32 protein-coding genes, 1 pseudogene and 1 riboswitch are annotated in these 25885 nt (G+C 37.8%); of the genes and pseudogenes, 12 read left to right on the forward strand and 21 right to left on the reverse strand.

The genetic code is table 11. The features are described 5' to 3' along the window. Positions 1–36: 36 nt before the first annotated feature. Positions 37–690 (reverse strand): riboflavin synthase, encoded by a 654-nt coding sequence (gene ribE / locus L8T27_RS11745; RefSeq protein WP_237942306.1) that lies wholly within the window; start codon positions 688–690, stop codon positions 37–39. 403 nt (positions 691–1093) lie between these two features. Then, positions 1094–1241, reverse strand: a riboswitch (FMN riboswitch). A gap of 183 nt (positions 1242–1424) precedes the next feature. On the opposite strand from ribE, the gene L8T27_RS11750 reads away from it, so the two are divergent. Continuing rightward, positions 1425–2240 (forward strand): EcsC family protein, encoded by an 816-nt coding sequence (locus tag L8T27_RS11750; protein WP_233313504.1) that lies wholly within the window; start codon positions 1425–1427, stop codon positions 2238–2240. Positions 2241–2268: 28 nt separating this feature from the next. Here L8T27_RS11750 and L8T27_RS11755 read toward each other — a convergent pair whose 3' ends face one another. Both L8T27_RS11755 and L8T27_RS11760 read right to left on the reverse strand, forming a co-directional pair. Next, positions 2269–3546: a sensor histidine kinase gene (locus tag L8T27_RS11755; protein WP_233313503.1), complete on the reverse strand. Its 1278-nt coding sequence runs from the start codon at positions 3544–3546 to the stop codon at positions 2269–2271. A gap of 64 nt (positions 3547–3610) precedes the next feature. After that, the gene (locus L8T27_RS11760; RefSeq protein WP_237941607.1) at positions 3611–4456 is read right to left on the reverse strand and encodes a helix-turn-helix transcriptional regulator; all 846 of its coding nucleotides are present in this window, start codon (positions 4454–4456) and stop codon (positions 3611–3613) included. 113 nt (positions 4457–4569) lie between these two features. Between L8T27_RS11760 and fabF the strand changes: the two genes are divergently transcribed. Further along, positions 4570–5805, forward strand: coding sequence for a beta-ketoacyl-ACP synthase II (gene fabF / locus L8T27_RS11765; RefSeq protein WP_237941608.1), 1236 nt, complete (start codon positions 4570–4572; stop codon positions 5803–5805). 84 nt (positions 5806–5889) lie between these two features. On the opposite strand, the gene L8T27_RS11770 is transcribed toward fabF, so the two are convergent. Continuing rightward, positions 5890–6678 (reverse strand): hypothetical protein, encoded by a 789-nt coding sequence (locus tag L8T27_RS11770; RefSeq protein ID WP_237941609.1) that lies wholly within the window; start codon positions 6676–6678, stop codon positions 5890–5892. Between the two features lie 103 nt (positions 6679–6781). Here L8T27_RS11770 and L8T27_RS11775 point away from each other — a divergent pair, with 103 nt between their 5' ends. Further along, complete coding sequence (locus tag L8T27_RS11775) at positions 6782–7336, forward strand: YdcF family protein (protein WP_233314730.1); 555 nt, start codon at positions 6782–6784, stop codon at positions 7334–7336. 55 nt (positions 7337–7391) lie between these two features. Here the strand turns inward: L8T27_RS11775 and L8T27_RS11780 are convergent, their stop codons facing one another. Both L8T27_RS11780 and L8T27_RS11785 read right to left on the reverse strand, forming a co-directional pair. After that, positions 7392–8246 carry a patatin-like phospholipase family protein gene (locus L8T27_RS11780; protein ID WP_237941610.1) on the reverse strand — a complete coding sequence of 285 codons (855 nt, stop codon included), beginning with the start codon at positions 8244–8246 and terminating at the stop codon, positions 7392–7394. 202 nt (positions 8247–8448) lie between these two features. Further along, positions 8449–8784, reverse strand: coding sequence for a DUF4870 domain-containing protein (locus tag L8T27_RS11785; RefSeq protein ID WP_233313498.1), 336 nt, complete (start codon positions 8782–8784; stop codon positions 8449–8451). A gap of 265 nt (positions 8785–9049) precedes the next feature. Here L8T27_RS11785 and uptA point away from each other — a divergent pair, with 265 nt between their 5' ends. Together uptA and L8T27_RS11795 are read left to right on the forward strand one after the other, a co-directional pair. Further along, entirely contained in the window at positions 9050–9643 is a 594-nt protein-coding gene (uptA, locus tag L8T27_RS11790) for an undecaprenyl phosphate transporter UptA (protein WP_233313497.1), read from the forward strand. A 262-nt stretch (positions 9644–9905) separates the two neighbouring features. Further along, the gene (locus L8T27_RS11795) at positions 9906–10463 is read left to right on the forward strand and encodes a GNAT family N-acetyltransferase (protein WP_233313496.1); all 558 of its coding nucleotides are present in this window, start codon (positions 9906–9908) and stop codon (positions 10461–10463) included. 42 nt (positions 10464–10505) lie between these two features. Here L8T27_RS11795 and L8T27_RS11800 read toward each other — a convergent pair whose 3' ends face one another. After that, positions 10506–10913, reverse strand: coding sequence for a DUF4362 domain-containing protein (locus L8T27_RS11800; RefSeq protein ID WP_233313495.1), 408 nt, complete (start codon positions 10911–10913; stop codon positions 10506–10508). Between the two features lie 154 nt (positions 10914–11067). Here L8T27_RS11800 and L8T27_RS11805 point away from each other — a divergent pair, with 154 nt between their 5' ends. After that, a complete protein-coding gene (locus L8T27_RS11805) occupies positions 11068–12150 on the forward strand; it encodes a mechanosensitive ion channel family protein (protein ID WP_233313494.1) in 1083 nt (360 codons plus the stop codon). Between the two features lie 91 nt (positions 12151–12241). After that, entirely contained in the window at positions 12242–13597 is a 1356-nt protein-coding gene (locus tag L8T27_RS11810; protein WP_233314729.1) for an MATE family efflux transporter, read from the forward strand. Positions 13598–13665: 68 nt separating this feature from the next. On the opposite strand, the pseudogene L8T27_RS28930 reads toward L8T27_RS11810, so the two are convergent. The 4 genes and pseudogenes from L8T27_RS28930 to L8T27_RS11830 all read right to left on the reverse strand — a co-directional run bounded on the left by L8T27_RS28930 (position 13666) and on the right by L8T27_RS11830 (position 14671). Beyond that, positions 13666–13891, reverse strand: a pseudogene (locus L8T27_RS28930) (HD-GYP domain-containing protein). Positions 13892–13946: 55 nt separating this feature from the next. Then, positions 13947–14090: an HD domain-containing protein gene (locus tag L8T27_RS11820; RefSeq protein ID WP_349238811.1), complete on the reverse strand. Its 144-nt coding sequence runs from the start codon at positions 14088–14090 to the stop codon at positions 13947–13949. After that, positions 14090–14320: a hypothetical protein gene (locus L8T27_RS11825; RefSeq protein WP_237941611.1), complete on the reverse strand. Its 231-nt coding sequence runs from the start codon at positions 14318–14320 to the stop codon at positions 14090–14092. The genes L8T27_RS11820 and L8T27_RS11825 overlap by 1 nt, the downstream gene beginning before the upstream one ends. Before the next feature lie 66 nt (positions 14321–14386). Continuing rightward, the gene (locus L8T27_RS11830) at positions 14387–14671 is read right to left on the reverse strand and encodes a hypothetical protein (RefSeq protein ID WP_237941612.1); all 285 of its coding nucleotides are present in this window, start codon (positions 14669–14671) and stop codon (positions 14387–14389) included. 202 nt (positions 14672–14873) lie between these two features. Here L8T27_RS11830 and L8T27_RS11835 point away from each other — a divergent pair, with 202 nt between their 5' ends. Together L8T27_RS11835 and L8T27_RS11840 are read left to right on the forward strand one after the other, a co-directional pair. Then, positions 14874–15350: an Hsp20/alpha crystallin family protein gene (locus tag L8T27_RS11835; protein WP_233313491.1), complete on the forward strand. Its 477-nt coding sequence runs from the start codon at positions 14874–14876 to the stop codon at positions 15348–15350. 28 nt (positions 15351–15378) lie between these two features. After that, on the forward strand, positions 15379–15804 hold the full coding sequence (locus L8T27_RS11840) for an Hsp20/alpha crystallin family protein (protein ID WP_233313490.1): 426 nt from the start codon (positions 15379–15381) through the stop codon (positions 15802–15804). Between the two features lie 47 nt (positions 15805–15851). Here the strand turns inward: L8T27_RS11840 and L8T27_RS11845 are convergent, their stop codons facing one another. Continuing rightward, positions 15852–16355 (reverse strand): GNAT family N-acetyltransferase, encoded by a 504-nt coding sequence (locus L8T27_RS11845; RefSeq protein WP_233313489.1) that lies wholly within the window; start codon positions 16353–16355, stop codon positions 15852–15854. 223 nt (positions 16356–16578) lie between these two features. After that, positions 16579–17331, reverse strand: coding sequence for a CAP domain-containing protein (locus L8T27_RS11850; protein WP_237941614.1), 753 nt, complete (start codon positions 17329–17331; stop codon positions 16579–16581). A gap of 423 nt (positions 17332–17754) precedes the next feature. Between L8T27_RS11850 and L8T27_RS11855 the strand changes: the two genes are divergently transcribed. Continuing rightward, positions 17755–17997, forward strand: coding sequence for a DNA alkylation repair protein (locus L8T27_RS11855; protein ID WP_233313487.1), 243 nt, complete (start codon positions 17755–17757; stop codon positions 17995–17997). A 46-nt stretch (positions 17998–18043) separates the two neighbouring features. Here L8T27_RS11855 and L8T27_RS11860 read toward each other — a convergent pair whose 3' ends face one another. The 5 genes from L8T27_RS11860 to deoD form a co-directional block, all read right to left on the reverse strand. Further along, entirely contained in the window at positions 18044–18871 is an 828-nt protein-coding gene (locus L8T27_RS11860) for a hypothetical protein (protein WP_233313486.1), read from the reverse strand. A gap of 85 nt (positions 18872–18956) precedes the next feature. After that, positions 18957–19862 carry a CobW family GTP-binding protein gene (locus tag L8T27_RS11865; RefSeq protein WP_237941615.1) on the reverse strand — a complete coding sequence of 302 codons (906 nt, stop codon included), beginning with the start codon at positions 19860–19862 and terminating at the stop codon, positions 18957–18959. Between the two features lie 74 nt (positions 19863–19936). After that, on the reverse strand, positions 19937–21427 hold the full coding sequence (locus tag L8T27_RS11870; protein ID WP_282581396.1) for a lmo1851 family serine protease: 1491 nt from the start codon (positions 21425–21427) through the stop codon (positions 19937–19939). A 108-nt stretch (positions 21428–21535) separates the two neighbouring features. Next, positions 21536–22402, reverse strand: coding sequence for a M15 family metallopeptidase (locus L8T27_RS11875; protein WP_233313484.1), 867 nt, complete (start codon positions 22400–22402; stop codon positions 21536–21538). Between the two features lie 35 nt (positions 22403–22437). Next, on the reverse strand, positions 22438–23142 hold the full coding sequence (deoD, locus tag L8T27_RS11880) for a purine-nucleoside phosphorylase (RefSeq protein WP_233313483.1): 705 nt from the start codon (positions 23140–23142) through the stop codon (positions 22438–22440). Positions 23143–23382: 240 nt separating this feature from the next. Between deoD and L8T27_RS28700 the strand changes: the two genes are divergently transcribed. Further along, entirely contained in the window at positions 23383–23508 is a 126-nt protein-coding gene (locus L8T27_RS28700) for a hypothetical protein (protein ID WP_282581397.1), read from the forward strand. 39 nt (positions 23509–23547) lie between these two features. Here L8T27_RS28700 and L8T27_RS11885 read toward each other — a convergent pair whose 3' ends face one another. Both L8T27_RS11885 and L8T27_RS11890 read right to left on the reverse strand, forming a co-directional pair. After that, the gene (locus L8T27_RS11885; protein WP_233313482.1) at positions 23548–24321 is read right to left on the reverse strand and encodes a sporulation protein; all 774 of its coding nucleotides are present in this window, start codon (positions 24319–24321) and stop codon (positions 23548–23550) included. Positions 24322–24501: 180 nt separating this feature from the next. Continuing rightward, positions 24502–24672, reverse strand: a complete 171-nt coding sequence (locus tag L8T27_RS11890) for a YozD family protein (protein WP_233313481.1) — start codon at positions 24670–24672, stop codon at positions 24502–24504. A gap of 186 nt (positions 24673–24858) precedes the next feature. Between L8T27_RS11890 and L8T27_RS11895 the strand changes: the two genes are divergently transcribed. Beyond that, entirely contained in the window at positions 24859–25011 is a 153-nt protein-coding gene (locus L8T27_RS11895; protein WP_233313480.1) for a hypothetical protein, read from the forward strand. Between the two features lie 17 nt (positions 25012–25028). On the opposite strand, the gene L8T27_RS11900 is transcribed toward L8T27_RS11895, so the two are convergent. Beyond that, positions 25029–25724, reverse strand: a complete 696-nt coding sequence (locus L8T27_RS11900) for a hypothetical protein (RefSeq protein WP_233313479.1) — start codon at positions 25722–25724, stop codon at positions 25029–25031. Positions 25725–25885 lie beyond the last annotated feature (161 nt).

Raw genomic sequence — 25885 nt, forward strand, 5'->3', positions numbered from 1 at the left:
TTATTTCCCCCTTTTTTTGAGTTTAAATGTTTTGCCTTAATAGAAGCCGTTTTCCTTCAAAAAGTCAGGGGTAATGTTGCTGGCACGGCTGCTGTTTGCCTTGTCTCTGTTCATAAACGAATAAAAATATTTTGCCATCATATCAAATTCAAGATTTACGATATCTCCGACCTGCTTCTTACCGACAACCGACTCGGAAGAAGTATGGGGAATGATGCTTACACCTACAGAATGGTCTTTCGTCTCGAAAATGGTCAGGCTCGTTCCGTCCACTGCAATAGATCCCTTCTCTAAAATAAGATGAGAGAATTGTTCTGGGACTTCTATTTCCACGCTGATGCTGTTTTCGATAGTTTTTCTCTCCAATATTCTGCCAACACAATCTATATGGCCTGTTACAAAATGACCACCAAACCTGCCATTTGCTGCCATAGCCCTTTCTAGGTTGACAAACGAACCATTTGTCAGGCGGGATAGAGATGTATCCTTAAAGGTTTCGGGCATTACATCTGCTGTGAATTCATGTTGTTTGAAGCTAGTAACAGTAAGGCAAACTCCGTTTACAGAAATACTGTCCCCTAATTTCATATCTTCCATGATGACTTTCGCTTGTATGGCAAGGACAAGGGTTTTGCCAGTTTTTGAAATATTTTTTACCACACCCGTTTCCTCGACAATACCAGTAAACAATAAGCTTCCTCCTCTAGTTAATATTGCAGGATTTTTATTAAATAGCTGCCTTAACACCATAATTGGGGCGTTTAAAAGCAAATCTAGTTTAGTTATTAATGAGAACAAAATATAAACCGCTGCTGTATGTAATCCAGTTTTTTTCATTTTGACCATTCCTTCATAAAATCATGCAATGCCTGCCTACAGTTGATAAATCAAATAAAAATAAAAAATCCCGTATAAATATTTATACGGGAGATTGTACAACAAATAAGCGGCTTCATATTTTAAAGGTTACGCCAAAAAAGAGCAGCTTTTTTTGATTTTTAACTAAAAAGTCATCGTCAAAAAAGCGTACCTGAAAATACACCTGTTCATACTAAACACACTTTCATTCCATTTTAGAATGATAGCAGCTTCTGTTTGCCTTCTCCCATCCAGACTATACTGTCGGCTTTGGTTTCTCACCAAATCCACCGTCTTATTATTCATAAGCCGGGTCACGGGCTTAGAGTATTTATACACTCATCACCGCCGGTTGGGAATTTCACCCTACCCCGAAGGCGACCACAACGTCGTGGTCCTTTACTATTTAATTGTTGCTAGTTTACACTAGATATACGCATAATGCAACTACTCTGCTTCAATTTTTTTAGTGCATTTATTTGAGAAAATAAATGTAACTTATTGATAGTATTAGACGTATTAACAATAAACAAACGAAAAATATTTAGTAAGAATGGAGCTAATGTATGACAGAAAATGAAGCTTTTTTATTAAAAGAATTGGATGAAGTGAAGAAATGGGAGAAGGATCAAAGCGGTCTTTGGTTTTGGGAAAAGCTAAGCCGGCTGCCCTTCAAGTTGATTGATAAATTAACACCTGCTTTCATTCAAAATAAAATCGGCCAATTGCTTGATGAAATGGGAAATTACATTCAAAGCGGCGGAAAATTGCTGAGCGACATCTCTTCTTCCAAAAAATATTATAAGCATCTTAACGTTGAAAATTTTGAAGAAGTAAAGGATCTCCCCCTCGTTGAAATGAAAGCAGCCGTCGGAAAGCTCACAAAAAGCCGAAAAACAATAGCAACATTACAAGGTGCAAGTACAGGGATTGGCGGCTTATTTACTTTAGGCATCGATATTCCCTTGCTGCTGTCGATGCAAATAAAAATTCTTCAAGACATCGCCATTTGTTATGGCTATAATCCAAATGAAAAAAAAGAAAGAATCTTTATTATTAAATGCCTACAATATGTTTCTGCAGACGTTATGGGCAAAAACACCATTCTGGACCAGCTATCCCATTTTGATGATAATTCTGAGAAGGTTCAAAGAGAGGTTGTCCTTGAAATGCAAGGCTGGAAAGAGGTTGTATTCGCCTATCGGGATGCTTTCGGCTGGAAAAAGCTATTTCAGATGGTGCCGGTCTTCGGGATTGTATTCGGCGCCTTTTCCAACCGCTCGATGATTCACGACATAGCCGAAACAGGCGAGATGTTTTACAGAAAACGTAAAGTTATCGAGAGGCTAAGCAAGCCAACAAATAATGTTGCCGGTGATTAAAAGAGCTGCATACAAAAAAAGAAACGGATCAAGAAGCTTGATCCGTTTTTTCTAGTTTTGCAGGATATAATATCGGGAGCCGAATTACAAATTTAGTGCCGTTTCCTTTTTCACTTTCAACTTGAATGCTCCCTCCCATTTCTTTTATACAATTGTATACAAACATCATACCAAGACCAGTGCCATTTTTTCCTTTTGTAGAATAATATGGTTCTCCCAATCTTGACACTTCCTCCTTACTCATGCCAATACCTGTATCACTTATGGATATCACGGCTTCTTGTTTTTGTTTTATTGTTTTTATCACAAGAATGCCGCTGGAGTGCTCCTCCATTGCCTCGATTGCATTTTTGCATATGTTCACAAGGCATTGGCTGAAATATTGCTGGTTGCCCATAATATGTATGGTGCTTGTCTCCACTTCCATACGTATGGAGCTCTTATTCGCCAGAGGATGAAGCACCTGAGTGATTCGCTGTATTTCTTCTTCCACGTTTAATGCTTCTATTCCATCCATTGGGTTGGGATTAGCAAATGCCAGATAGTCCTCAATTACCTTAACTGCCTTGTCAAGCTCACTTAACGATATGTCTAAATAATTTTTTTGATTATCATTTAAAGCCGTTTCCTGCAAAAGCTGCATAAAACCCTTTACAGATGTCAACGGATTTCGTACTTCATGGGAAATGGAAGCTGCCAGTTGACTGACTGTTTCCATCTTTTGAGCTTGAAATATTTTATTTTGAACGTTCCACAGTTTTTGAATGACCTCTACTACATAAATAATTAAGCATAATACGATAGATTGGATTAGCGCATATTGCAATGCGAGCTTAATAGGAATACCAATACCAGACACCCATCTGACTGCCGCTAAAGTAATTATCGTAGAAAAAATCCCGATTAAAAAGCTGTAAAAGACTTTCTGCTTAATAGATCTCTGCAAGAACCACCTTCGCACAAATAACAGTCCAATCAAATGAATGGGAGCAACAACAAGAGTATTGATTACACCTATTCCATCAAACAAGCTTCTGTATAATATATTTACTAAAGCTAAAACGAGAGCAGCAATGGGACCTCCATACAAGGAACCAAAAATCTGAGCGACCAATCGCAAATCAAAAAGAATACCATTACCAACCTTAATAGGAAAACTTATGCATGCTATAATTGCAGCAGAAGATGATAAGATGAGGAGTGATTTCTTATTTTCCATTTGGCCATTCCTTAAAACAAATAACAGCGGAATAAAGCAGCAAAATAAAAAAAGAAAGAAACCGTTTACTAAAAAGTCGTCAAGCATGATGTATTCACCTTTCTTATCCTTTTTCTTTCATTTTATATGAAGGGAAATTGTTTCACAATGGCTATTTGCTCTCCCTTTTAAGCAGCTGCTTCAGCTTTTCCTCTGTTCCTGATCCATCTACTGGTGTGTAGATGCTGCATCTTAAATCATTCATCCCATGAACCTGAAGCGAAGTGAGATTGTACAGCATTTTCCCAGCCTTTGAATGGCGAAATTCAATCATCACCTCTGGAGCTGAGCTGACTTCACTTTCATTCCACATCACTTCAAAATCAGGGTATTTATCAATCATTGTTTCGATAAACTCAGAGTACCAATCATCTGCCATATACTGCCCTAAGTACGTGCGAAAAATAGAGAGAAAACCTTTAGCGAAATGTTCCCAATTTACAGCTAGGGCTCTTAATTCTTTTCTAGCAAATAACAGCTCAATTAAGTTTCTATTTTCAAGGGAAAGCATATTAAAATCCAAAAAAACTTGTGCAGCTGCTTCGTTCCAGCCGACGATATAGCTTCGCCTGTCTGTAATGATGGTCGGACAGTAGTGAAGTTCGCTCAATATTCTCCTTATAGAAGGTGTAATCAGTTCCCCTTCCTCCATTGGAATACCAGCATTTTTTGTCTCCTCCAATGCCAGTCCAAATAAATACCGCTTTTCATCCTTGTTCAATCGTAATGCATCTGAAACGGCTTCTAATACAGAAATGGACACTTTTATGTCTCTGCCCTGCTCAAGCCATGTATACCATGTGGTGCTTACACCGGCAAGCTGGGCTACTTCTTCCCTGCGAAGCCCTGTTGTTCTTCGCCTCCCGCCTAAAGGCAGTCCGACCATCGCCGGCTGAAGCTTTGCCCGTTTCATCTTTAGAAACTCAGATAATGCTCGCAATCGAATCTCGTCATTCATTCTTTTCACTCCTTTTTAAGATAGTACTATTTATACTAGGATAAACTACAACTTGTAATAGGATAAGTAAACGATAAAATAAAGAAAAAAACAAGCTTTTGGAGGAATGTATAATGAAAAGAGTCGTTGTGACTGGAATGGGTGTTATCTCACCAATCGGAAATAATGTAGAGCAGTTTTGGGAAAATCTCTCTAAAGGAATATCTGGCATTCGCAAAATTGACCAGTTTGATGTATCTAATTCCAAAACAACTATTGCAGGAATGATTGCAGATTTTGATGCAGTCGGCAGATGGGGAGCAAAGGAAGCAAAAAAACTGGACCGCTTCGCACAATTTGCATTAGCGGCAGCAGAAGAAGCTTTAAATAGTTCAGAACTTGATTTGGAAGTAGTCGACAAAGAAAGGCTTGGAGTATACGTCGGTTCAGGAATCGGCGGCTTGAACACACTCATTGATAATGTAAATATATTAAATGACAGAGGTCCAAACAGGGTTAGTCCAAATCTAGTTCCGATGATGATTTCTAATGCAGCTGCGGCGCAAATCAGCATAAGGCTAGGCGCATTAGGTCCTTCCCTCTCCCCTGTTACGGCATGTTCCATTGGAAATACGTCAATAGGTGAAGCTTTTAACGCGATTCGCAATGATGATGCAGATATTATGTTTGCTGGTGGTGCAGAAGCTGCCATATCCCCATTATCTCTCGCAAGTTTCGGAAATGCACGAGCTCTATCGACACGAAACGAGGAACCTGAGCTCGCAAGCCGTCCATTTGAGGAAGAACGAGATGGGTTTGTGATGAGTGAAGGTGCAGGGATTTTAGTGCTAGAATCATTAGAACATGCAGTTAAACGAAATGCGCCTATCCTCTGTGAAGTAATTGGATACGGAGCAAGCTCTGATGCTTATCATATGGTTGCTTCCCACCCTGAAGGCACAGGTGCTTATTCAGCCATGCGAAATGCATTGAGAAAAGCCAACATTTCACCTGCAGATGTTGACGTAATCAGTGCCCATGCAACAAGCACAAAGGTTGGTGATTTATCAGAAACGCTTGCGATCAAAAAACTGTTTGGCCAAGATGCCTATCGCATACCTGTAACAGCAAATAAATCAATGCTTGGCCATATGTTGGGCGCAGCAGGCGGTGCAGAAGCAGTCGCTCTTATTAAAAGTCTTTTGCATCAGCTTATTCCGCCAACTATCAACTTGAAAAAGAATGACGCTGACTGTGATTTGGACTATGTGCCAAACGAAGCGAGAAAAGCGCCAATAACAATTGGATTATCTAATTCCTTCGGTTTTGGCGGCCATAACTCGGCAATTGTATTGAAAAGCTATCAATAAAGTTAAGGCTGGCAATCACTTTGCCAGCCTTAACTTTATTCCATATGTGTTTGAAAGGAGCAATTCACCAATCAAGTATTTTTATTAATGATCCTTATAAGCAAATATTTTTGCCAATATGGCATAAATATGAATAATATCCTTATTAGAAGCAGAATGATGGATGGAAACAACAGGATGGTTCGGATCTAGAAATCGCTTTTGCCAATCTTTTGGCATCCATCCCTTTTTGACATTTACAATGGCAATGCCTCGTTCATCTTCTAAACAATAATCGGTAAAAGCAAGCGATCTTTTCAAGCACAGCTCTTTTTTTTCATATTTATAAACAGTTTTCGTTGCTTTGTCTGTCCGCTTCTCTTCCAACTTGCTGATAAGCTGTTTTTTTCTGTTTCTAATTTCAACACATTGTTTTTTGACTGTAAACTGATATTGCAGCATGTTTTCCCCATTATAGAACCCATACGTTTTTGCTGTGAATATATCGAAAAACGGCGGCAAATACCATCGAAATAACGTAAATTTGTCATCCCTAATCTCGCCGAGCACTGTGCCCTCACTATCAAAGATAAGCATTCTTAAAGAAGGTGCAGGTAAAAAGGATAACAAGACCGTCTTCGATTGGAGAATAGAGGTAACCTTCTGCGCCTCCAATGTATCTGTAAGCCTCTCACAGCGCCTTCTTTGAATTAAATAAGAGGCAAACGCTGTAATGCTGTATAAGCAAAATGGTATGATTAGAAGAAGAAATAGACGATTCAGCTTAACGCTAATGAACAGTGCAATAAAGAAGATGACTGGAATACAGCTAATAAGGCTCGCGTTTAAGAAGGCAGTGGCTGATTGTCTGTAGTACTTTTCTATATTCATCACAAACATGGCTCCTTACTGATATTTTCCGTTATAATCTAGTATTCTATATTCTATTAACAGCCTCTATCATCTATGATTGATTGGAGTGATATTTTTGAAAAAAATGAAATTCGTTATTATTTTTTGTGCTGTTCTATTGCTTGCTTCTACGTCTTATTATTATGTGAAGATGAAAAGAACTGCTTCTGCTGTTCCCCCTGAAGGTATTCCTTATATTATTATTCTCGGAGCAAAGGTGGATGGTGACGAGTTGTCCAAAGTATTAAAAAACCGGGCTGATGCTGCTATTTCCTACTGGAATAATAATAAACAGGCAAAAATCGTTGTTACAGGAGGCAAAGGAAATGGCGAAAATATAACAGAGGCTGCGGCTCTCAAAAACTATCTGCTCGCAAATAATATTGCAGAAGATAAAATCCTTTTAGAAGATCAGTCTACATCGACGTATGAAAACCTGCAAAACAGCATGGATTTATATAATATTACAGAAGCGGTTATCGCAAGCAGCGACTTCCACCTATACAGGGCTGTCACTATAGCCGAGAAAAAAGGGATGAAGGCCTATCCTCTTGCAGCTAAAACACCCGCTTCTGTTATTATCCCGCTTACTATTCGTGAATTTTTGGCAATTGGCAAAATGAAGATACTAGGTTTTTGACTCTTCTACTAATCGAAAAACCCCAATGGGAATATTACCATTGGGGTTTCTAACTTTAAATAAATTGTTGCTCTTTCCATTTTCCCAGAGCTGCCTTGGCATCGCGATAGCCTTGCATGTATAGATTTTCCAGCTTTTGCGGATTTCTCTCCATGCGTCCAACGACCAGCTTTTCCTGCGGTCTTACTACCATGATATTTCCTTTTTTCTCTTCCTGTTCCACATATTCCAGTGTTTCATTATATAATTTGTATCTTGCTTCCATTGCTTGCTGCAATCCTTTGAATTGGGGATACTTTCGTCTCACAAAAAAAGCAAAACGTGATTTAGATTTACGATAACCGAGATTCCTTGTTAAAATGACAACATTTCTTTTAAAGCCATCCTCTTGCGCCCTTTTTAAGGGAATCGGATCGGAAATGCCGCCATCTAGCAGTTTCCTCCCTTTGAAATCAACAACGGGTGCTAAAAATGGCAGAGAGCTAGAGGCTTCCAAAGCTTTTAGGAGCTCCTCTTTATAATCTTGTTTGCCATAAAATACACTTTCGCCTGTTTGAATATCTGTTGCACCAATTTTAAATTCTGCTTCATTGCCATAAAACGCTTCATAATCAAACGGAACCATCGTGTTAGGAATCTGATTGTAAATGAAGTCCATCCCGAAGAATTGACCTGTTTGTCGAAAATTTCGCCATGACATATATCTTGGATCTGTAACATAATCCAAGCTTACCTTTTTGTTTCTGCCAGCTTGCTGAGACATATAAGAGGCCCCATAGCTTGCCCCTGCTGAAACTCCGATTACATATGGGAAATAGACATTATGCTCCAGAAAGCACTCAAGCGCACCGGCAGTATAAACCCCGCGCATGCCTCCCCCTTCCAGCACTAAACCGATATTTTCCTTCATTTCTATCCTTCTTTCTCTTACCTTCATTCTTAACTATCATAATCGATTAAGCTCATGAAAGGAAAAAAAAAAGACTTTCTTCGTTAAGAAGAAGTCTTAAAAACGCATCAGAATATATAGTTGCTCCCAAACCGAGCATTTTTAACGGCAACTAATCTTAAAAGAAAATTCCTTAGTTAAAAAATTGTCTCTTTTTCTCCAGTTACCTAATAAAACGAATGGTAAGAGGTATACGATAATCAGAACCTTCATATGACTTAATAGCAGCTATAATCGTAAAGATGAAGCCAAGAAGTGCAACGATTGGCATTAGAACAAAGCCGACAAGCACAAAAATCAGCAACCAGCTAATAAAACTGTAAATGGCGTACGAGATAAGGAAATTAAAATACTCTTTACCATGATATTTTACAAATTCTGAATCACTTTTTATTAAATAAATAACTAATGGACCAAGAAATGCTGTAAAAAAACTGGAAACATAAATAAGCATGGCAAATATTCTTTCATCATGAGTTACTTCTTTGTGGAAATTCATTTTGTCCTCCCTTTTGGGTTTCAATAATATGTTGTCTTATTATATACGAGCATAGTGTTAATATGTTTCAGTTTTTTTGCCCTTTTTTCTTAATTGGGATGTTAAGATAATTTTAAGGTAAATGGACTATTATTCCTTTAGGTATTCACCTATTAATCTTTCATCCTAAATTCTTATTTCATTTTTTCTTACACGTCATGTATACTAATGATTGTCTATTCTACAAATAAAATACAAATATTTTCAATAAGCGGGAGAGATGTAAGTGTCTGAACTAGTACATACAATCTTTGACTTTTTATCATCCTTAGGCTATATGGGTATAGCTTTAGGTTTAATGGTCGAAGTAATACCAAGTGAAATTGTTTTAAGCTATGGAGGCTATTTAATCCATTCTGGCCATATTAATTTTTTCGGTGCTCTCATTGCCGGTGTTATCGGCGGAACGATTGCCCAACTGTTTTTATATTGGATTGCGCTGTATGGCGGAAGACCATTTATCGACAGATACGGGAAGTATATTTTAATCAAAAGCTCTCATGTGGATGCTTCTGAAAAATGGTTTCTTAAATATGGGACGGGCATGATTTTTCTGGCTCGGTTTATCCCTGTTGTCAGACATGCTATTTCGATTCCAGCCGGGCTTGCAAGAATGCCAATTGGCCAATTCACCCTTTATACGACTGCAGCGATTATTCCATGGACCGTCTTATTTCTGTTGCTGGGAATGCGTTTAGGTGATCATTGGGAAAATATTGAAACATATGCAAAACCTTATATTACACCAATTATTATTGGAGCTGTTGTGCTGCTGGCTGCATACGTACTTCTGCAATTCCGCAAGAAAAAAAATAAATAAAGTATTTACAAAAACATTACAATTACCTATATTATTTTCAAGACTTTTTTTGTAAAATAGAAGCAGTACGATATTATTGCAGGAAAACAATAAATAAAATATAGGGAAGGCAAATGGTGCGCCACCTAATTAGGTTCTAGTGGGTTCGATTCCCACCCCGAAATTTTTTACAAGCTACAAGTTGATAAAAAATTTCGAGGGCGGAGGCACTTTTTGTTTTTCCTTTGCACACACTGCCCTCATGTATAAGGAGGGTATTTTTATGCTGAAAAAACGTGAATTGGAAGATTGCGCTGTCCTATTTGAAATGATGAAGCATCCGGATGTATTTCCCTTTGTCCGCCAAAAAGCGGCATCTTATGAAGAATATTTATTTATCACAAAACAGACGATAGAAGCAGAAGAAAAAGGTGAACTGATCTCTCGTACCATTCTTGATGAATGGCATAATCCGATAGGAACCATTAATCTTTATGATATTCAAGACGGCATCGGGTTTTTAGGAACTTGGATAGGCAAACCTTATCATGGAAAAGGATATAATAAAATAGCCAAGGAACTGTTTTTTTCAGAAGCCTTCTTTGAGCTGAATATTAACAGTATTTTAATGCGCATAAGAGAGCATAATCTCCGTTCCGTTAAAGCAGCAGAAAAACTCCCTTATGCCGTACATGCTAATGAGACAAGAAAATCGATTGTAGAAAAACTCAAGGAAGAAACAGGAGTAAGCTACGAATTATTTGAAGTCCCTAAAGATGTTTTTACACTATATACAATGCGCTCCAACCAGGAACAGACAGACGATCTGATGGAGGCATAATTATAAAGGTCAAAAAAATGCTCAGGATTTATTCCTGGGCATTTACTCGTTTGGTACAGTCAATATTTCCTTCCCATCACTTTCACCTGAACTTCCAGTACATTCGCTTAGTATGTACTTTTTTTCCGTTTCTTCCACTTTCATAAAAATATCCTTACACATGTATTCCTCAAGAGAATCACCATCAACACTTGCAGAAATATTGATTTGCTTTCCGTTAAAGATTAATCTTTCAACCATACGCTGTCCTTCTATCCCGTATGAAACAAAGTTCACTTTTGCTTCTTTTCCCTTCTTTACCTTATCTATAAATCTATTTAATCCATCTAAATTTTCAATTTGATTATGATTGTCAACAACCTGTTCTACACCTATATTTTTTATCCCATATTGCTGACAACCAGACATCATGTAAAGAAGCAACAGCAGACCGATAGTAGCTCGTCTCATAAACCTATCTCCTTGTAATTTTATACAGATAATACCATAAATAGTTATTACTTACACTTATTTAGCATACAAGCTTACTTCGTGAGTCATACTTACCTTCCCTTCCTAATATAGTACACATAGGACAACTTTCTATATAGGAGTGTATTTTTTTATGATTGAATTTTTGAATACTCATATTTGGGCAAGTATATTGCTTGCAGCAATCGTATTTGGAGCAAGCCTCCTGCTGCGCAAATGGTTTACTAACTATTTTTTCAAGTTAATTCTCAGCTACACAAAAAAGAAAAAAATTCATGCTGCAAGCACTGTTCTTGTTGCTTTTGAAAAGCCTGTACGCTGGGTGTTCGTTGTCATTGGCATACAGTTAGCCTTCCTGTTCCTCCCTATTCAGACTGTAAGTTTTGAATCTAGTCTCGTCCGCTCCTGTTTTATCGGGCTGTTAACGTGGGGATTGTTTAACTTGAGCAGTGTGACCACCCTATTGTTTCCTAAGCTTATGACAAAGCTGGATATTAATGTAGATAAGATTATCGTGCCTTTTATAACAAAAATGTTAAAAACACTTGTTCTTATGCTCGGTTTTAGCATTATTGCTCAGGAATGGGGTTTTAATATAAATGGATTTATCGCAGGACTTGGGCTTGGGGGACTTGCGATTGCTCTTGCAGCAAAGGAAACGGTCAGCAACCTTTTTGGCGGAGTAGTCCTGGTGACAGAAAAGCCATTTACGATTGGGGACTGGATTAAAACGCCGAGTGTAGAAGGTACAATTGAAGATATTACGTTTAGAAGCACCAAAGTACGGACTTTCGCACAAGCACTTGTAACGGTTCCAAATTCAACGCTTGCCAATGAACCAATTATTAATTGGTCTAAAATGGGAAAACGGCAAGTTTCGTTTTACTTAAAGGTTGATATTCACACGAAAAAAGAAAGATTACAAGCTACCATTGCCAATATGAAAGCAGTGCTCGAGCGTCATCCTGGTGTTCACCCTGAAACCATTCTTGTTTCTCTTGAGTCCTTAAATGACAGCAGTGCTGATATATTAATTTACTTTTTCACAAAAGCTACCGATTATAATGGGTATTTACAAACAAAAGAAGATATTAATTTTCAAATTATCGAAATTATCGAGAAAAAAGATGTAGCATTTGCTGTTCCGAAAAGCACTGTCCATGTAGAGATGCCAGCTGAATTAAACACCGCAGACAGATTATTCTCTCATGGCTAAATTAACAACAGAAAAGTCATGCTGTTTTGCCATATTTTCCTTTTATCTGTGATATAATCGAAACGTTATTGAACAAAAGTGAGGAAATATGATGAATCAAACCTTTACAACAAAGCAAAAACTCAAGCAAATGTTAGTTATTTTACTGCCTGTTCTAGTCACACAGGTGGGCATGTTCGGTCTTACTTTTTTTGATACAACGATGGCTGGTCATTACAGTCCGATTGATCTTGCTGGAGTTGCTGTCGGAAGTTCTTTATGGACCCCTATTTATACTGGCTTAAGCGGTATATTGCTTGCTGTCCCTCCGATTGTCGCTCAAGCAGTCGGCAGAAAAGAGGAATCGAAGGTCAGTTTCTCCGTCGTTCAAGCAATCTATCTGTCATTATCAATGGCAGTTCTATTAATCATTCTAGGAGCCGTTTTCCTAAAACCTATCTTGCAGAGTATGGGTCTTGAACAAGAGGTTCAAGACATTGCCTTCCATTACTTAGCTGCATTGAGCACAGGCATTATTCCGATTTTCTTTTATTTTGTGCTGCGGTCCTTCATCGATGCCCTTGGCCAAACACAAGTAACAATGTTTATTACGCTTTCTGCACTGCCGGTCAATATTGGGCTGAATTACGTATTCATTAACGGTATTTGGATATTCCCAGAGATGGGCGGTGTCGGCACAGGCTACGCTACAAGTATTACATATTGGTACATGCTGTTAACTGCACTCCATATTGTTTATCATAATCAGCCATTTGCTGGATTTAAATTGCTTAGTAAATTCCATGCTGTCTCTTGGGAAAAATGGAAGGAAATCTTGAAGATTGGTGTGCCAATCGGATTCTCGATCTTTTTTGAAACAAGCATTTTCAGTGCGGTGACATTGTTAATGAGCAATTATGACACGAATACCATTGCTGCTCATCAATCAGCTATTAATTTCGCTTCCCTTCTGTATATGGTTCCGCTGAGCATTTCAACGGCGCTGACAATATTGGTTGGTTTCGAAGTTGGTGCAGGCAGGCTGAAGGATGCAAAACAATACAGCTGGATGGGTGTTTTCACTGCCATCAGCATTGCTTTTGTGAGCGGCATCATCCTGATGGCTTTCAGAGGTCCGATAGCAGGCATTTATACAAATGATGCTGAGGTGTTAAAGCTGACAGCAAGCTTCCTTATATATGCGATATTCTTCCAGCTTTCAGATGCCATCCAGGCACCTGTTCAAGGAGCATTACGAGGTTATAAGGATGTTAATATTACCTTGATTATGACACTTGTCAGCTATTGGGTGATTGGACTTCCTTGCGGTTATCTGCTTGCCAATTATTCAAGTCTCGGTCCTTTCGGCTATTGGATCGGCTTAATTGCCGGTTTGGCAACAGGTGCTGTTTTTTTAAGCAGCAGACTGTATTCCGTTCAGAAAAAACAGGCCTTGGCACATAAATAAAGGAGGAATCAAGACGATTCCTCCTTTTTTCTTTCACACTATTTATTTTATTGGCTCATTTTTAGCCATCATTTCAATAAATGCATCCACCATTGTGTGCCTCTGCCTTCATGCAAGATGGACAGGGCCTTAGAAACTGGCATCCCCTTTCTGTATGTCCTGTCTGACGTCATTGCATCAAACGCATCAGCCACTGCCAAAGAAGGATATTTCTTCGCCTTTTAGTCCGTCAGGATAGCCTTTTCCATCAAATCTTTCATGATGACTTCGCACATCTTCAAGAATGGTGGCCATTTCTTTTTGCGGCTGTACTTGTTTAAGGATGTTTTCACCAATGACTGGATGTGTTTTATGTGCATGAATCTTCCTCTGTCAGCTTCCCTTCCTTTAACAAAACATTATCAGGAATACCTATTTTGCCAATATCATGCAATATCGCTGATTTATACAATAACTCCAACTCACTTGTAGGCAGCTTTAAGTTTTGCCCAATTAACTGGGTATAGCCGGCAACCCTATTTGAATGGCCTGCGGTGTATTGATCTCGGCATTAAGGGTGGTACTGAGCACCATCATAAAACTGTCTAAGAGCTGTTTATTAATCTTTTCACGCTGAATGATTGTTTCATTCATTTCATGAAAGCCTTTGAACAATTCAGCAAACTCGTCTGTATATACCATGCTGTTTGGCTCGGAATACTTGCTTGTGCCAACACTCTCCATTAAATTTTTCAGCTGATAGATAGGTGTGATTATACCCTTAGAGAGGAATCTTGCCGTTAAAACGGATTAAACAATCGTTATAAAAAGGATTACAATGGCCCAATTCCAAAACGGAAAATCTTGAATATCACCACTGTCAATCATCTTGACTCTTGTGGACAGCAAGATAATTACTAATGGAAGAACACTGATGCTGACTACCGTAGTTAAAAACTTCTGAAATAACCATAATAAAACAGAGTATTCGCATATCTTTGTCCTAATATTTAAACTGGTGAACATAAAGGCACCGCCAACCCCAAAAACGGCTAAAAAAAATCCAATCATGTAGTTATATAACAAACTGTTCATCAGTTTTTATAAGTATCCAAATCCATGCACCTAATTTTCGTAAAATAATATTATTATCTTATCATCAATAGGATAAAAACAACTGTTCCTTTTACCCGTCAACAGAGTGGAAAATTAATACAAGCGATAATAACACGAATTGGGTGCAAATGAATATGATATAAAAAAATCGAGCACTTCTGAAAGAAAGGATGAATTTCCAATGTTCCCATGGAATTTATTCCCTTTTAATAAAGACACGAAAAACAAAATGCAGCAAATGAGACCTGCCGAGATTCAAAAGTATGTACATGATATGATGGATAAGCTGATGCCAGAATCTCTGCAGAAAATGAACACTGATGAAATGTTCCAAAACATGTCACAAATGACGAATCGACAAACAGGAGCTGAGCCGAACAAATTTGATTATCTAGTATTTGAAACACACCATCACGTCTATGTACGAATTCCTATTAAGGAAGAAATTTGGCTGGAAAGAGTAAAGGTATACTACACCTCCAGTCAATTGATTATTCAACATATACCAGATGAAGAAAGCAAACATACAATTAATCTTCCTTCCCTTGTCAGAAGAAAGGGATCAACAGCCAATTATAAAGATGGTGTATTAGAAATCATGATTCAAAAAAACACACAGGTGCAATATTCTGAGATCGAAGTGTCGGATCTACATTAATCTTCCGAGAAAGGGTGTGCCGAAAATTATGTCGTTTGAAAACCTGGAAAAAATTTATCAGTTTCATGAAAATCCAACTAATGATATGCTCTGGAATAACTTATTTCAAGACTCGCCAAGCCAGCAGCATTTTTTTAATGGTAGGAATGCCATTAAAAGCAATAATCAGTTTCCCCCTTGTGATTTTTATACAAAGAATGGAGTTTGTTATATTGAAGTAGAGCTTCCGGGCATGACCCCGGAAAATGTTGCCGTTAAGTGTGAAGATCATACGCTTCATATTGCTGGGCATTTTAAGACACTTTGTGAAGAGTATGCCTATTATTTAAAAGAAAGGCAAAACCGGAGTTTCCATAAAGTGATTACATTGCCATATGCCATTAGGAAGGAAGAGCTTTCTTTCCAATTTAAAAACGGAATACTAATCATCCAAATACCGCCTGCATCGAAATAAAAAATCAACTCGGTTGCTTTGAGTTGATTTTTCTTGTTTGTTACCCATTATTTAAAGCTTTTATCGAAGCAGTAGAAAGGTCGTTCTTTTCCAGGAAAATGTAATTCTCCTACTTTGTTAAAGCCATTTTTCAGAAACAGATTTTGTGCTTTTTCATTGATGGCATATGTGTCTGTTTTTAAATAGAATGTGTCATTTTCAATAGCAAAAATTTCAGCGAAAGCAAGGAGCTTGCTTGCTATTCCCCCGCCGCGTATTTCAGGATCAACCATTAGCCTGTGAATAACATAAAAGTTTTTTTCCGTTAATGTCCATTCAATTAAATCATAGTTTTTACCGCCGATACGGTCAATCGCAATAGAGCCGACTACTTCTTCATCCATGATTGCAACAAATGCAGAACTGTTTTCAATATCTGTTTTAAAATCCTTTTCAGCAGGATATTTATCAGACCATTGGTCATTTCCTTCTTCATTCATTATTTTTATTGTTTTTGCTGCTATATTCATAATTGCATCTAAGTCATTTATCGTTGCTAGTCTAATTTCCACGCTCAATTCTCCTATTATAGTATTTCTTTATTATTCCCCGTTTACTTGAGACTATTTCATTTTTTCTAAAATGAACTATATGAAAAACCATTATATAAATTTCTCATCAAAAAAACCACTAAAGTACACAGCTACAGAAAATAAAATAAAATTCAAAAACGCGGAAATTTTCACATAAAGAAAAAAACCAAAGGAACTATTCCTTTGGTTTTTTCAACAACTATTATTTACCTATAAATTGCTGTGTCCAGTAATTCCCGTCAGCTACATAGCCTACCCCAATATGAGTGAAATTGCTGCTTAAAATATTAGCGCGATGGCCTTCACTGTTCATCCATGCTTTCACCACTTGCTCTGGTGTTGTTTGACCTTTAGCAATGTTTTCGCCAGCTGCTTTATAGGAAACACCAAATTGCTTCATCATATCAAATGGGCTGCCATATGTCGGGCTTGTATGATCAAAATAATTGTTCTTGCTCATATCCTCAGACTTAGCTCTTGCAACTTTGCTTAACTCTGTATCTAGAGTTAAAGCAGGAAGACCTTGTTTAGCTCTCTCTGCATTTGTCAATTCAACAACCTCTTTTTCAAATGCACTCACACTTGAAGAAGTTTGTGTGGCTTCCGTCTTCTGTTGGTTTGCCGTTGTATCCTGTGCATTAGCAGTGTTTGCTGTTGTAGTTGTTTTATTGTCAGTTGCTGTTGTGTTTGTAGGTGCTTTTGTTGTTGCTGTCTCCTTGTTTACAGTGTTGCTTGTGCTGCCATAATAGTTTTTAAGCAACTTATTTATATCAATATTACCTGAAAACTGCTTCATTAAGGCATTGATTTGCTCTTCATTAAGATTATATGATTGATACGTTACTTTCACCGCTTCTCTCTCTTGATTAGAAGCTGCATCTGCCTGATGCATAACCGGATTTGACATGAATAGAGCTGCAGCTGCTGCTGTTGAAAAGATTAACTTTTTCTTCATCTAAAAAATCCTCCTAAAATATGAATTTCTTAATATCGTATTAAAGGCTTGCTTACAGAAAAATCATATCATACGATTTTTGTCATATTTGTGGATAAAATATCCAACAAGTAAAAGCTAATTAGCTGCAGCAGCTTTTATTTCGCTTAAACCACTTATCGCCCAAAGCATGGTGAAAACTTTTCTAATTCATTAGAAGTTCAAATTATTTTACTTAATTATCCAGCAGATACATATTAAGTATGAAATTAAGTATTGACAAGTTTTGAAGCACAGTCTGTTCATAACAAATATGACAATAACTTGACTTACATAACAGGAAATCAATAATTGTTACTACTGAAAAAAGGGCTGTATATATCCAAAAAAAGGTGGAATAGTAAAAAGGAAGAAGAAGATATAAAGATGGAAGGAAGTATAGTTATGAGTACACCTTATGCTTGCCCAAATTGCCGGACAAATAGAAGCAGATTCAATATTATCCGCCAAGTGCCCCAATCTGTAAAGTTAGACCCTCAAACTGGAAATATTGTAGAAGAGTATACAGCAGATAATCTTTCCCCATTTCATATTGGCTATAACGGTCCTGACAATCGTATCCAATGTGCAGCTTGCGGACTGGTAGATGAAGAAAGAACTTTTGCTAAATTTGGAGAGATGCGCTAATAAACAAACAAGATAAGCCGTATGCATCTGCATACGGCTTTTGTTTCTATAATGGAAAAAACTCGTCATCAATTAAAACTTTCCACGGCTCAATAGGTGAAGTTCTGACTAACGTCAGCCTTTTCATTTCACTTTTTCTTTTCTCATTTTGAATATAAAGCTGCCACTCCAAGTTTATGTGTAAAACAGTTTCAAATTGATAGTCCTTTGTCTCCTCCACTTTAAACAGCTTTACATTTTCCAGTTCTTCCAAAGCAGCTCGCCAATCCAGTTTTTCTGTACTTAAGTGGTTTAAGATTGTATTATCCTGCTCTTTCATTCCTGCAACAAAGGAGCGCACAGTATCATTTGGATCTTGCTTGTCTAGCTCCATTTTTAAAATACCAGCTGCTTTATATACCATGAGCTTATGTGATAAATCCATATTGTCGGTCTTATGGGTAGTGCTTCCTAAAAAATGAATACAAAAATGGCCTGGAAACTTATTCTGTAATGCTCCTGCTCCATGTGGCATCCCATGCATCGATGCAGCTAGCACTTGGTCATCCTTCAAAACAAGAATCGATCTTCTTTTCCAGCTCCATTTTCCGCCGTAGATTTCTTTCATAATCTTTGTATCAGCTGTTGTAAGTGGCTGGACATCAGCATGCTGTGACCCTGCTCTCCGCTGTGCATGAAATAACTTGCCTGTTTCCATATCATAAATGGAAAACTTGCTGTAACGTGGAATGACCTTATCTGCTTCCTTCCATTCGAGCAGCTGAATGCCGTATGTGATTGGAGCATTCTCCTTTGTTTCAGCATGGACGTTTGACACCATAAAAAGACTTGCGGCAACAGCAACAAAAAGAATGAACTTTCGCTTTTTGAACAAAATTACCCTCCTCTACACTTTAGCTAAAGAAAGTTTGCCCGTTTTATTGATAGTTCATTCTAAGTTATTGCGGCAACTTGTCAGATTACAGATTGTCTAACTGTTCTTTGATATGCTGCCAATCAATATTTTCACCGATAAAGACTAGATTTAATGGCATCTTCATATCTTCTCTCATCATTAAGGGCATTCCGTAGGAATACTGAAATAAATCAGGGTAGTTATTTTGATGGAATTGCACATAGCCTTTAATGCGATATATAGTGTCAGGAAGCTCCTTAAGAAATGCTTCAAATTTATCTGAAGCAATTGTATGTTTAAAATGATAGACAAACGAACTAAGCTGTAACGTTTGAATTGTTGTTTTGACTGTTTCTTTCGCGAATTGCATCGTCATATCTTTCAATTTTTGTACTGGAAGCTTTGAATAACTTGTTAATATAGCGAATGCTTTCGGATTGATGCTTTGAAGCTCAAACGTGACTTTTGATTTTTCCGCCTCTGTTAACTGGTCCTGTTTATTTATTAATATCATGTTGGCATGACGTATTTGCTCAATTAGAAGCTGCCCAACTGCTGGACTCATTTTGGAACGCTCTAGCCAGAGCTTCCCATCCATAACCGTTATAATTCCTTTAAGCAATAGTTTATCAGCAAAAATGGGCGAAAGGATGCTGTCCATCGTTTCAACAGGATGTGCCGCACCAGTAGTCTCTAGGTAAATTACATCTGGCTTTTCCTCTATCAGCAGTGATTGCAGCTGGCCTTCAAGCTTATCTTGAATCGTGCAGCACACACATCCTCCTAACAGCTCCTTAAGCGGTACATCTGCTTCGACTTCATTTGAATCAATCGATATATCACCAAATTCATTCATTAAGACTGCAACTTTTCTGCCTTCTTCCTTTTCATGAGTGAGCAGTCGCTTCAACAAAGTTGTTTTCCCGCTCCCTAAAAACCCTGATAATATAAATACTTCCGTTTTTTTCATCGTTATCCTCCTTAACTATAAAAGCATAACAATGGAAAAAGGAGGGCAAGTAGAAAATGCCGCTCCTTTCCATATTACTTTTTCAGTTCTTTATTTAGTATTTCGATTGCTTTTTTCATTTGCGTATCATTCTTTTGGATTTTTTCACTTAACTTTTCCATGAGCTTAAGCGTTGTATCTCCAGTAATGACGCCATCTACCTTTAATTTTTCTTTTTCTTGGAATTCCTTCACTGCTTCCTCTGTACTTTCATCGAAATAGCCGTTCGCATTTTCAACTTTATAGCCAAGTGCATTCAGCATTTCCTGTGCAGTTTTCACTTCATTGGAATTCGAATCCAGTTTTAACTTCGTATCTGGATTAATAATCGTCAATTTTGCATAGCTTGGAAGTTCTACTTTATAGGTCGGTTCAATTCCTTTTTCATGAATCCAGCTGCCATCTGGTGTCAACCATTTATCAGTGGTGAATTTAATATTGCTTCCATCTGATAATTCAATAGCACTTTGAACAGTACCCTTACCGAAAGACTTCACTCCGACTAACGGAACGTCTGCAGACTGATTTACAGCAGCAGCAAGGATTTCAGAAGCGCTGGCGCTTCCCTCATCAATCAATACTACTAATGGCAGCTTGTTTGCATTCGTGTTTTCTGAAGCAACTTGTTCAATTTTACCATTTTTATGCTCCACTTGGAAAATAAGCTCTCCTTCAGGAATAAACAGGTTGGCTATTTCTTGAACTTGTGTCAGCAATCCGCCTGGATTTTGTCTTAAATCAAGAACAATCCCCTTCATGCCTTTCTCTTTGAACTCATTCAGTTTATCAACAAGTTCTTGGGCTGTGTCTGACGAGAAGCTTGTGATTTGAATTTCAGCTATGCCGTCATCACGAAGTTCTCCATAAACCGTCTCAATTGGAATGGTGTCCCTGACAATATCAATTTTTAACGTATCTTCACTGCCAGCTCTCTCTATTTCAAGGCTTACAGTTGTCCCTTTTTTGCCTCTTATGAGTGTGACAGCTTCAGATGAGCTCATGCCTTGCAGGCTTTTGCCATCTACAGTCAAAATATTGTCATTCGGTTTCACTCCGGCTTTTTCTGCAGGAGACCCTTTTATTGGAGACACAACAATAATGCTGTCATCCTTTTCTTGTATTTCGGCTCCAATTCCTTCAAATGAAGAAGAAATACTTTCATTAAAGCTAGATGCCTCCTCCTGGTTCATATAATCAGAATAAGGATCATCTAATGCTGTGAACATGCCGTCAATGGCTCCATTCACCAAGTCTTCTGTGTCGACATCTTGATAAAATTTATCCTTTATCGTATCGTACGCAGAGTAAAGCTTAGAAAATTCGCTTCTGTCTGTACCAACCGTAACAGCTGGCTCTTCGCCAAACGCGAGTGCAACGGTTGTAATCCCTGCAGCTAATATAACCGTAAAGAAAATAAGCATGACAAAGTGAAATTTCTTTATGCGGATAAAACTGTGATCTTTATCTCCCGCTTCGTTTTCCTCATTTATGTTCTTTTCATTCTCCAAATAATTCACCACTTTCATTTGCCCTTTTGGCACCGCGATACATGCCTTTTATAATCAACAGTATCAAAAAAATTGGGTTAATTTATGACATAATTATGAATAAATTTTGAACAAAATATCTTTTCTTTAGATTTTTCTAACTTGTTCAAAATATTCCTCTAATGTCCAATTGTTTTCAAAGATATCTTTTGCTGATTTTTTGCCGACATACCGGTAATGCCATGGCTCAAATTTATATTTGGTGATATCCTCTTTTCCTTTCGGATAGCGAAGAATAAACCCGTAAAGATGGGCTTTATCATGGAGCCATTTTCCTTCTTTCGTGTCTTCAAACTCTTCGGTGAGCAGGAAATCGGCACTTTCAGCAGAGATATCCATTGCAAGCCCTGTCTGATGCTCACTGTTTCCTGGATATGCGACTGCTTCTTCTGCTTTTTTCTCTCCGACCTTATCAACTTCTGCCTTAAACAGAACGGACTGACGGTCGTAGGATCGGTAACCTGACACTGCATACAGGATGACACCGTCTTTTTTTGCAGCATTGAACATTTCTTCCAAGGCAGATGCTGCTTCTTTTCTCAAATAGCTTTTTTCGATGTCTTGATCTCCAAAGGAAAACAGCACATCAGGCCTTACCATATCTTCCGGTGCATAACCATCAGGTAAACCGAAATCCTTGTTGACAAGAGAGACAGTATTCGTCGGATTTTGAATAATGTTCCGGCCGTCCACCACTTTAATGTCATTGAAAAATGCTGCTTCAAGAGTCCAAGGGATTTCCTCCTCAGAACCTTCGCTTTCTGAGTCATTTTCCTGTGTGCTGTCTGCAGTTCCTTCTTCATTTGATTGCTCTGTGTCTTTATCTCCATTCCCCGTTGTTTCTTCTGAAGCCTTATCCTTATTTAAAAAGGGAATGTGTTCTGTAATGCCATCCAGTTTACTGCACCCTGTCAAAAGGGCAGTAAGCAACAGCAGCAGCGCTAGTTTTTTCATTCTCCACCCCATATTACACTTGTACAAAAGTACGCTTATTCTTTAATTGCAGCTTCGAGTGACACCTCAATCATTTCATTGAAAGTTGTCTGTCTTTCTGAAGCTGTCGTTTCCTCTCCTGTCAAAACATGGTCACTTACAGTTAATACAGACAACGCTTTGCGGTTAAATTTAGCTGCTAATGTATAAAGTGCTGCTGATTCCATTTCAATCGCTAGAATTTGGTATTTAGCCCATTTTTCCAGCTCAGAATTATCGTTATAGAACATATCTGCCGTAAATACATTCCCGACTTTAAGAGAAAGGCCCTTTTCAATGCCTGCATCATATGCCTTTTTAAGCAGATCAAAGTTTGCTGTCGGTGCATAGTCTACGCCACCGAAAGTAATGCGGTTCATTTGCGAGTCAGTTGAAGCGCTCATTGCTAAAATGACATCGCGAACTTTAACATCCTGCTGGATAGCACCGCAAGTTCCGACTCTGATTAGATTTTGAACGTTATAGCTTGTCATTAATTCATTCACGTAAATTGCGATTGAAGGAGCTCCCATGCCTGTTCCTTGAACAGAAATTCTTTTTCCTTTATATGTACCTGTATATCCAAACATATTTCTCACTTCGTTATAGCATACCGCATTCTCCAAAAAATTCTCCGCGATATACTTTGCTCTCAAAGGATCTCCAGGAAGGAGTACCGTTTCTGCAATTTCGTTTTCTTTTGCGCCAATATGTACACTCATTTTTAAGTACCTCCATTGATAAGAACATTTCAATAAAAAAATATATTAGGAATCATTTCCATATCCTAAACATTCACTATTTGTACTATATCATATTCTAGATTTGGGATAAATACAATTAATAGCAGGATAACAAAACTTTAATCGGCAATACTAATTTTAGCTTTTCCTTTGGGTTAGGAAAACATGCTAATACACACAAGTAACTTTTAAAATTTAAATGTTGAAGGAGATATTATTATGGGAAAAAAGCATCGCAATCGAATTAACTCTCCTAAAAAAAATAATCATATACCGAAAGAAGCCATTATTGCTGAACACGAAGCACATGGCAAAGAAATGTCTGCTAGAGAAAGAAAGAACTAAAAAAAGCAGGTGTGACCAAAAACAGTCACACCTGCTTTTTTAACCTGCATATTTGTTGATTAAATGATAGAGATTCCCCTTTAAGTCTGCCAGCTCCTGCTTATGAATACGCAAGGAGACATAGCTTTCATCCATATCAAGAGCCTCTGCGAATAATCCAGACAGCCCCCTTTGTTTTCTGTCAATCTGAAGCATAACATCGAGCTCATTTTCTGTAGCTGTTAGAATGACTAATTCAACCTCATCCAGCTTACCCCTAAAAGAACCGGAGACCGGAACGAATTCAAACTCCTGCACGAATGGAAGTCGCATTCGATGTGCCCGGCCTGCCTCTTTACAGCCGCCGCTTTTCATATGAAAACCCAGCTCCTCAAAAGCGTGGAACACTCCTCTAGTGAATGGAGATGGAACGATATTAATATGGTCCACATCATTCGGGTCAATAGCTTGTTTAATATCAAGGCCTGTTGAGATCCATACTTTTGTTCTGCCTATCGTAAAGGGAATATCATATGGAAGCACACTCGAAAATGGGATAACCTTTTTCTCTTTTGCCTCAATAGTAAAGGCTCCTGCAGCAAGGAATTCTCCAATCAAGGCCGTTTGTGATTCCTTTTTGTCGTCTCTTTCTATTTCGTATTGTGTATACAGTCTGACATATATGGCGTCAATATTTTGAGCAACATTGCCTCCTGTAATATTTATTTCTCCCTCTATCTGTTCACCTGGTAAATAATCGGATTTTTTCAGCACCGTATCAAGTTTTGCTGCGCCGACGCCTACACTTGCCAAGGCTTTTTTAAATATAGACATAATAATTTTTTCCTCCCGCTATTTGCAAAATGATTTTGTTGTAATCATTTACGGAAGGGATGTTATAAAAGTTTCAATTAAACTAAAAAAAAACAATAAAAAATGGCAAGAGCATTCTCCTGCCATATGAACGAAATAACCTGCTTTTATATTAAACTGTTTTTTCCAAACTTACATTCACTATTCATCCAATTCCTCATCAATAATGCATTTCTCAAGAAGATATTCAAAAGTTATGTCAGCTAATTCTTCCATTTCATCTTCTGTGGGAACGTATCCCCTTTTTAATAGCTCACGAAAGAAAAACTCAGCAATTTCCTCCGTATCTATTATTACGTCAATCTCTTTCAAGCATATCGCCCCCTTTTGTAAGAATATATGTGACATAAGGTAAAACATGCAAAGCTTTTGTACAAATTATCGGATAAATTAAAATATTTTTCAAGAAAAAAGAGACATGTTTAGAGGGCCAGGTTCATATTTATTACTATTGACACTGCAAAACCTAAAATATCGTGAATAATGGGGGAAAATACTGTGAATAAGTTCCAGCATTTAGTCGAAGCTTTTAAAGAAGATGTGAATGAAGATAACAGCAGTATTTTAGGAATATTTGACAAAGGACTCAAAGCATTGTTTTCATTAGTATTGTTCGGCTGTATTCCTTACTTCCTATACCTTATTCTCTAATCTAGTGTAGGACAAGCTTAGAGCTTTTGCTTATCATCCTTGCTGCTTAACTGTTTTAGCTTTCTAATGGTCAGTCTCATTGCATGCTCATACTCTAAATCTTCGAACATCTCATACAATAATTGATAGTCATTATATATATCAAGCAAACCATCAATCAATTCTTGCTTTTCCTTCGTGCTTTCAAGCAGCTCTTTTTCCGACTTACGGTAAGAGCTGTTAGTTTTTTGCAAGTTTACCGGTTTCTTTTTCTTATCCATTATATATAAGAGACCCAGCTTTTGAATAAAGCTGTCAGCATTTTCTGCATCTGCCACTAAAGTGAGTTCTTCTTCCCCTGCCTCAAGCCATTCTCCATCACTAACTCTTGACAGTTCATAAATAATATCTTCCCATGCATCTGATTTGTAACGCCAAATTTCTGTGCGGAAACCCATGATTTTAAAAAGATTGGATCCATAGCCTTTTACTTTGACAAGGTCACCTATAAAATAGCGATATTCAATGTCTATTTTTTCCGTATCCATCAGCTCTCCTTCGAATTCTGACAGCATCTGCAGACTGGATTCCAAATATAATCCTTCACTTTTATTCACTTCGTAGACATGCATGTCATCAAGCCACTTCACGTCTGTGATTTTGCCAACGGTTCCATAGATAGTGATGACAACAGTATCGCCAATTTTAAACTTCGGTTTTTTTCGGTTTCCCATAGTAAAAAGTCCTCTCTAAACAGATTGTGCGATATTCGGTCCGCAAAAAGCAGCACCCTTGCCCCCACAGTCATGCTTAAAGACTTAACAACTAAAGTGGGGGATTTTAATAAGAAACTACCCTTTCATAAATCCACATCTCATCTTCATCCTTTTTTTGT

Origin of the sequence: Niallia sp. Man26 (assembly GCF_022049065.2) — a bacterium.
Taxonomy (GTDB): Bacteria; Bacillota; Bacilli; order Bacillales; family Cytobacillaceae; genus Niallia.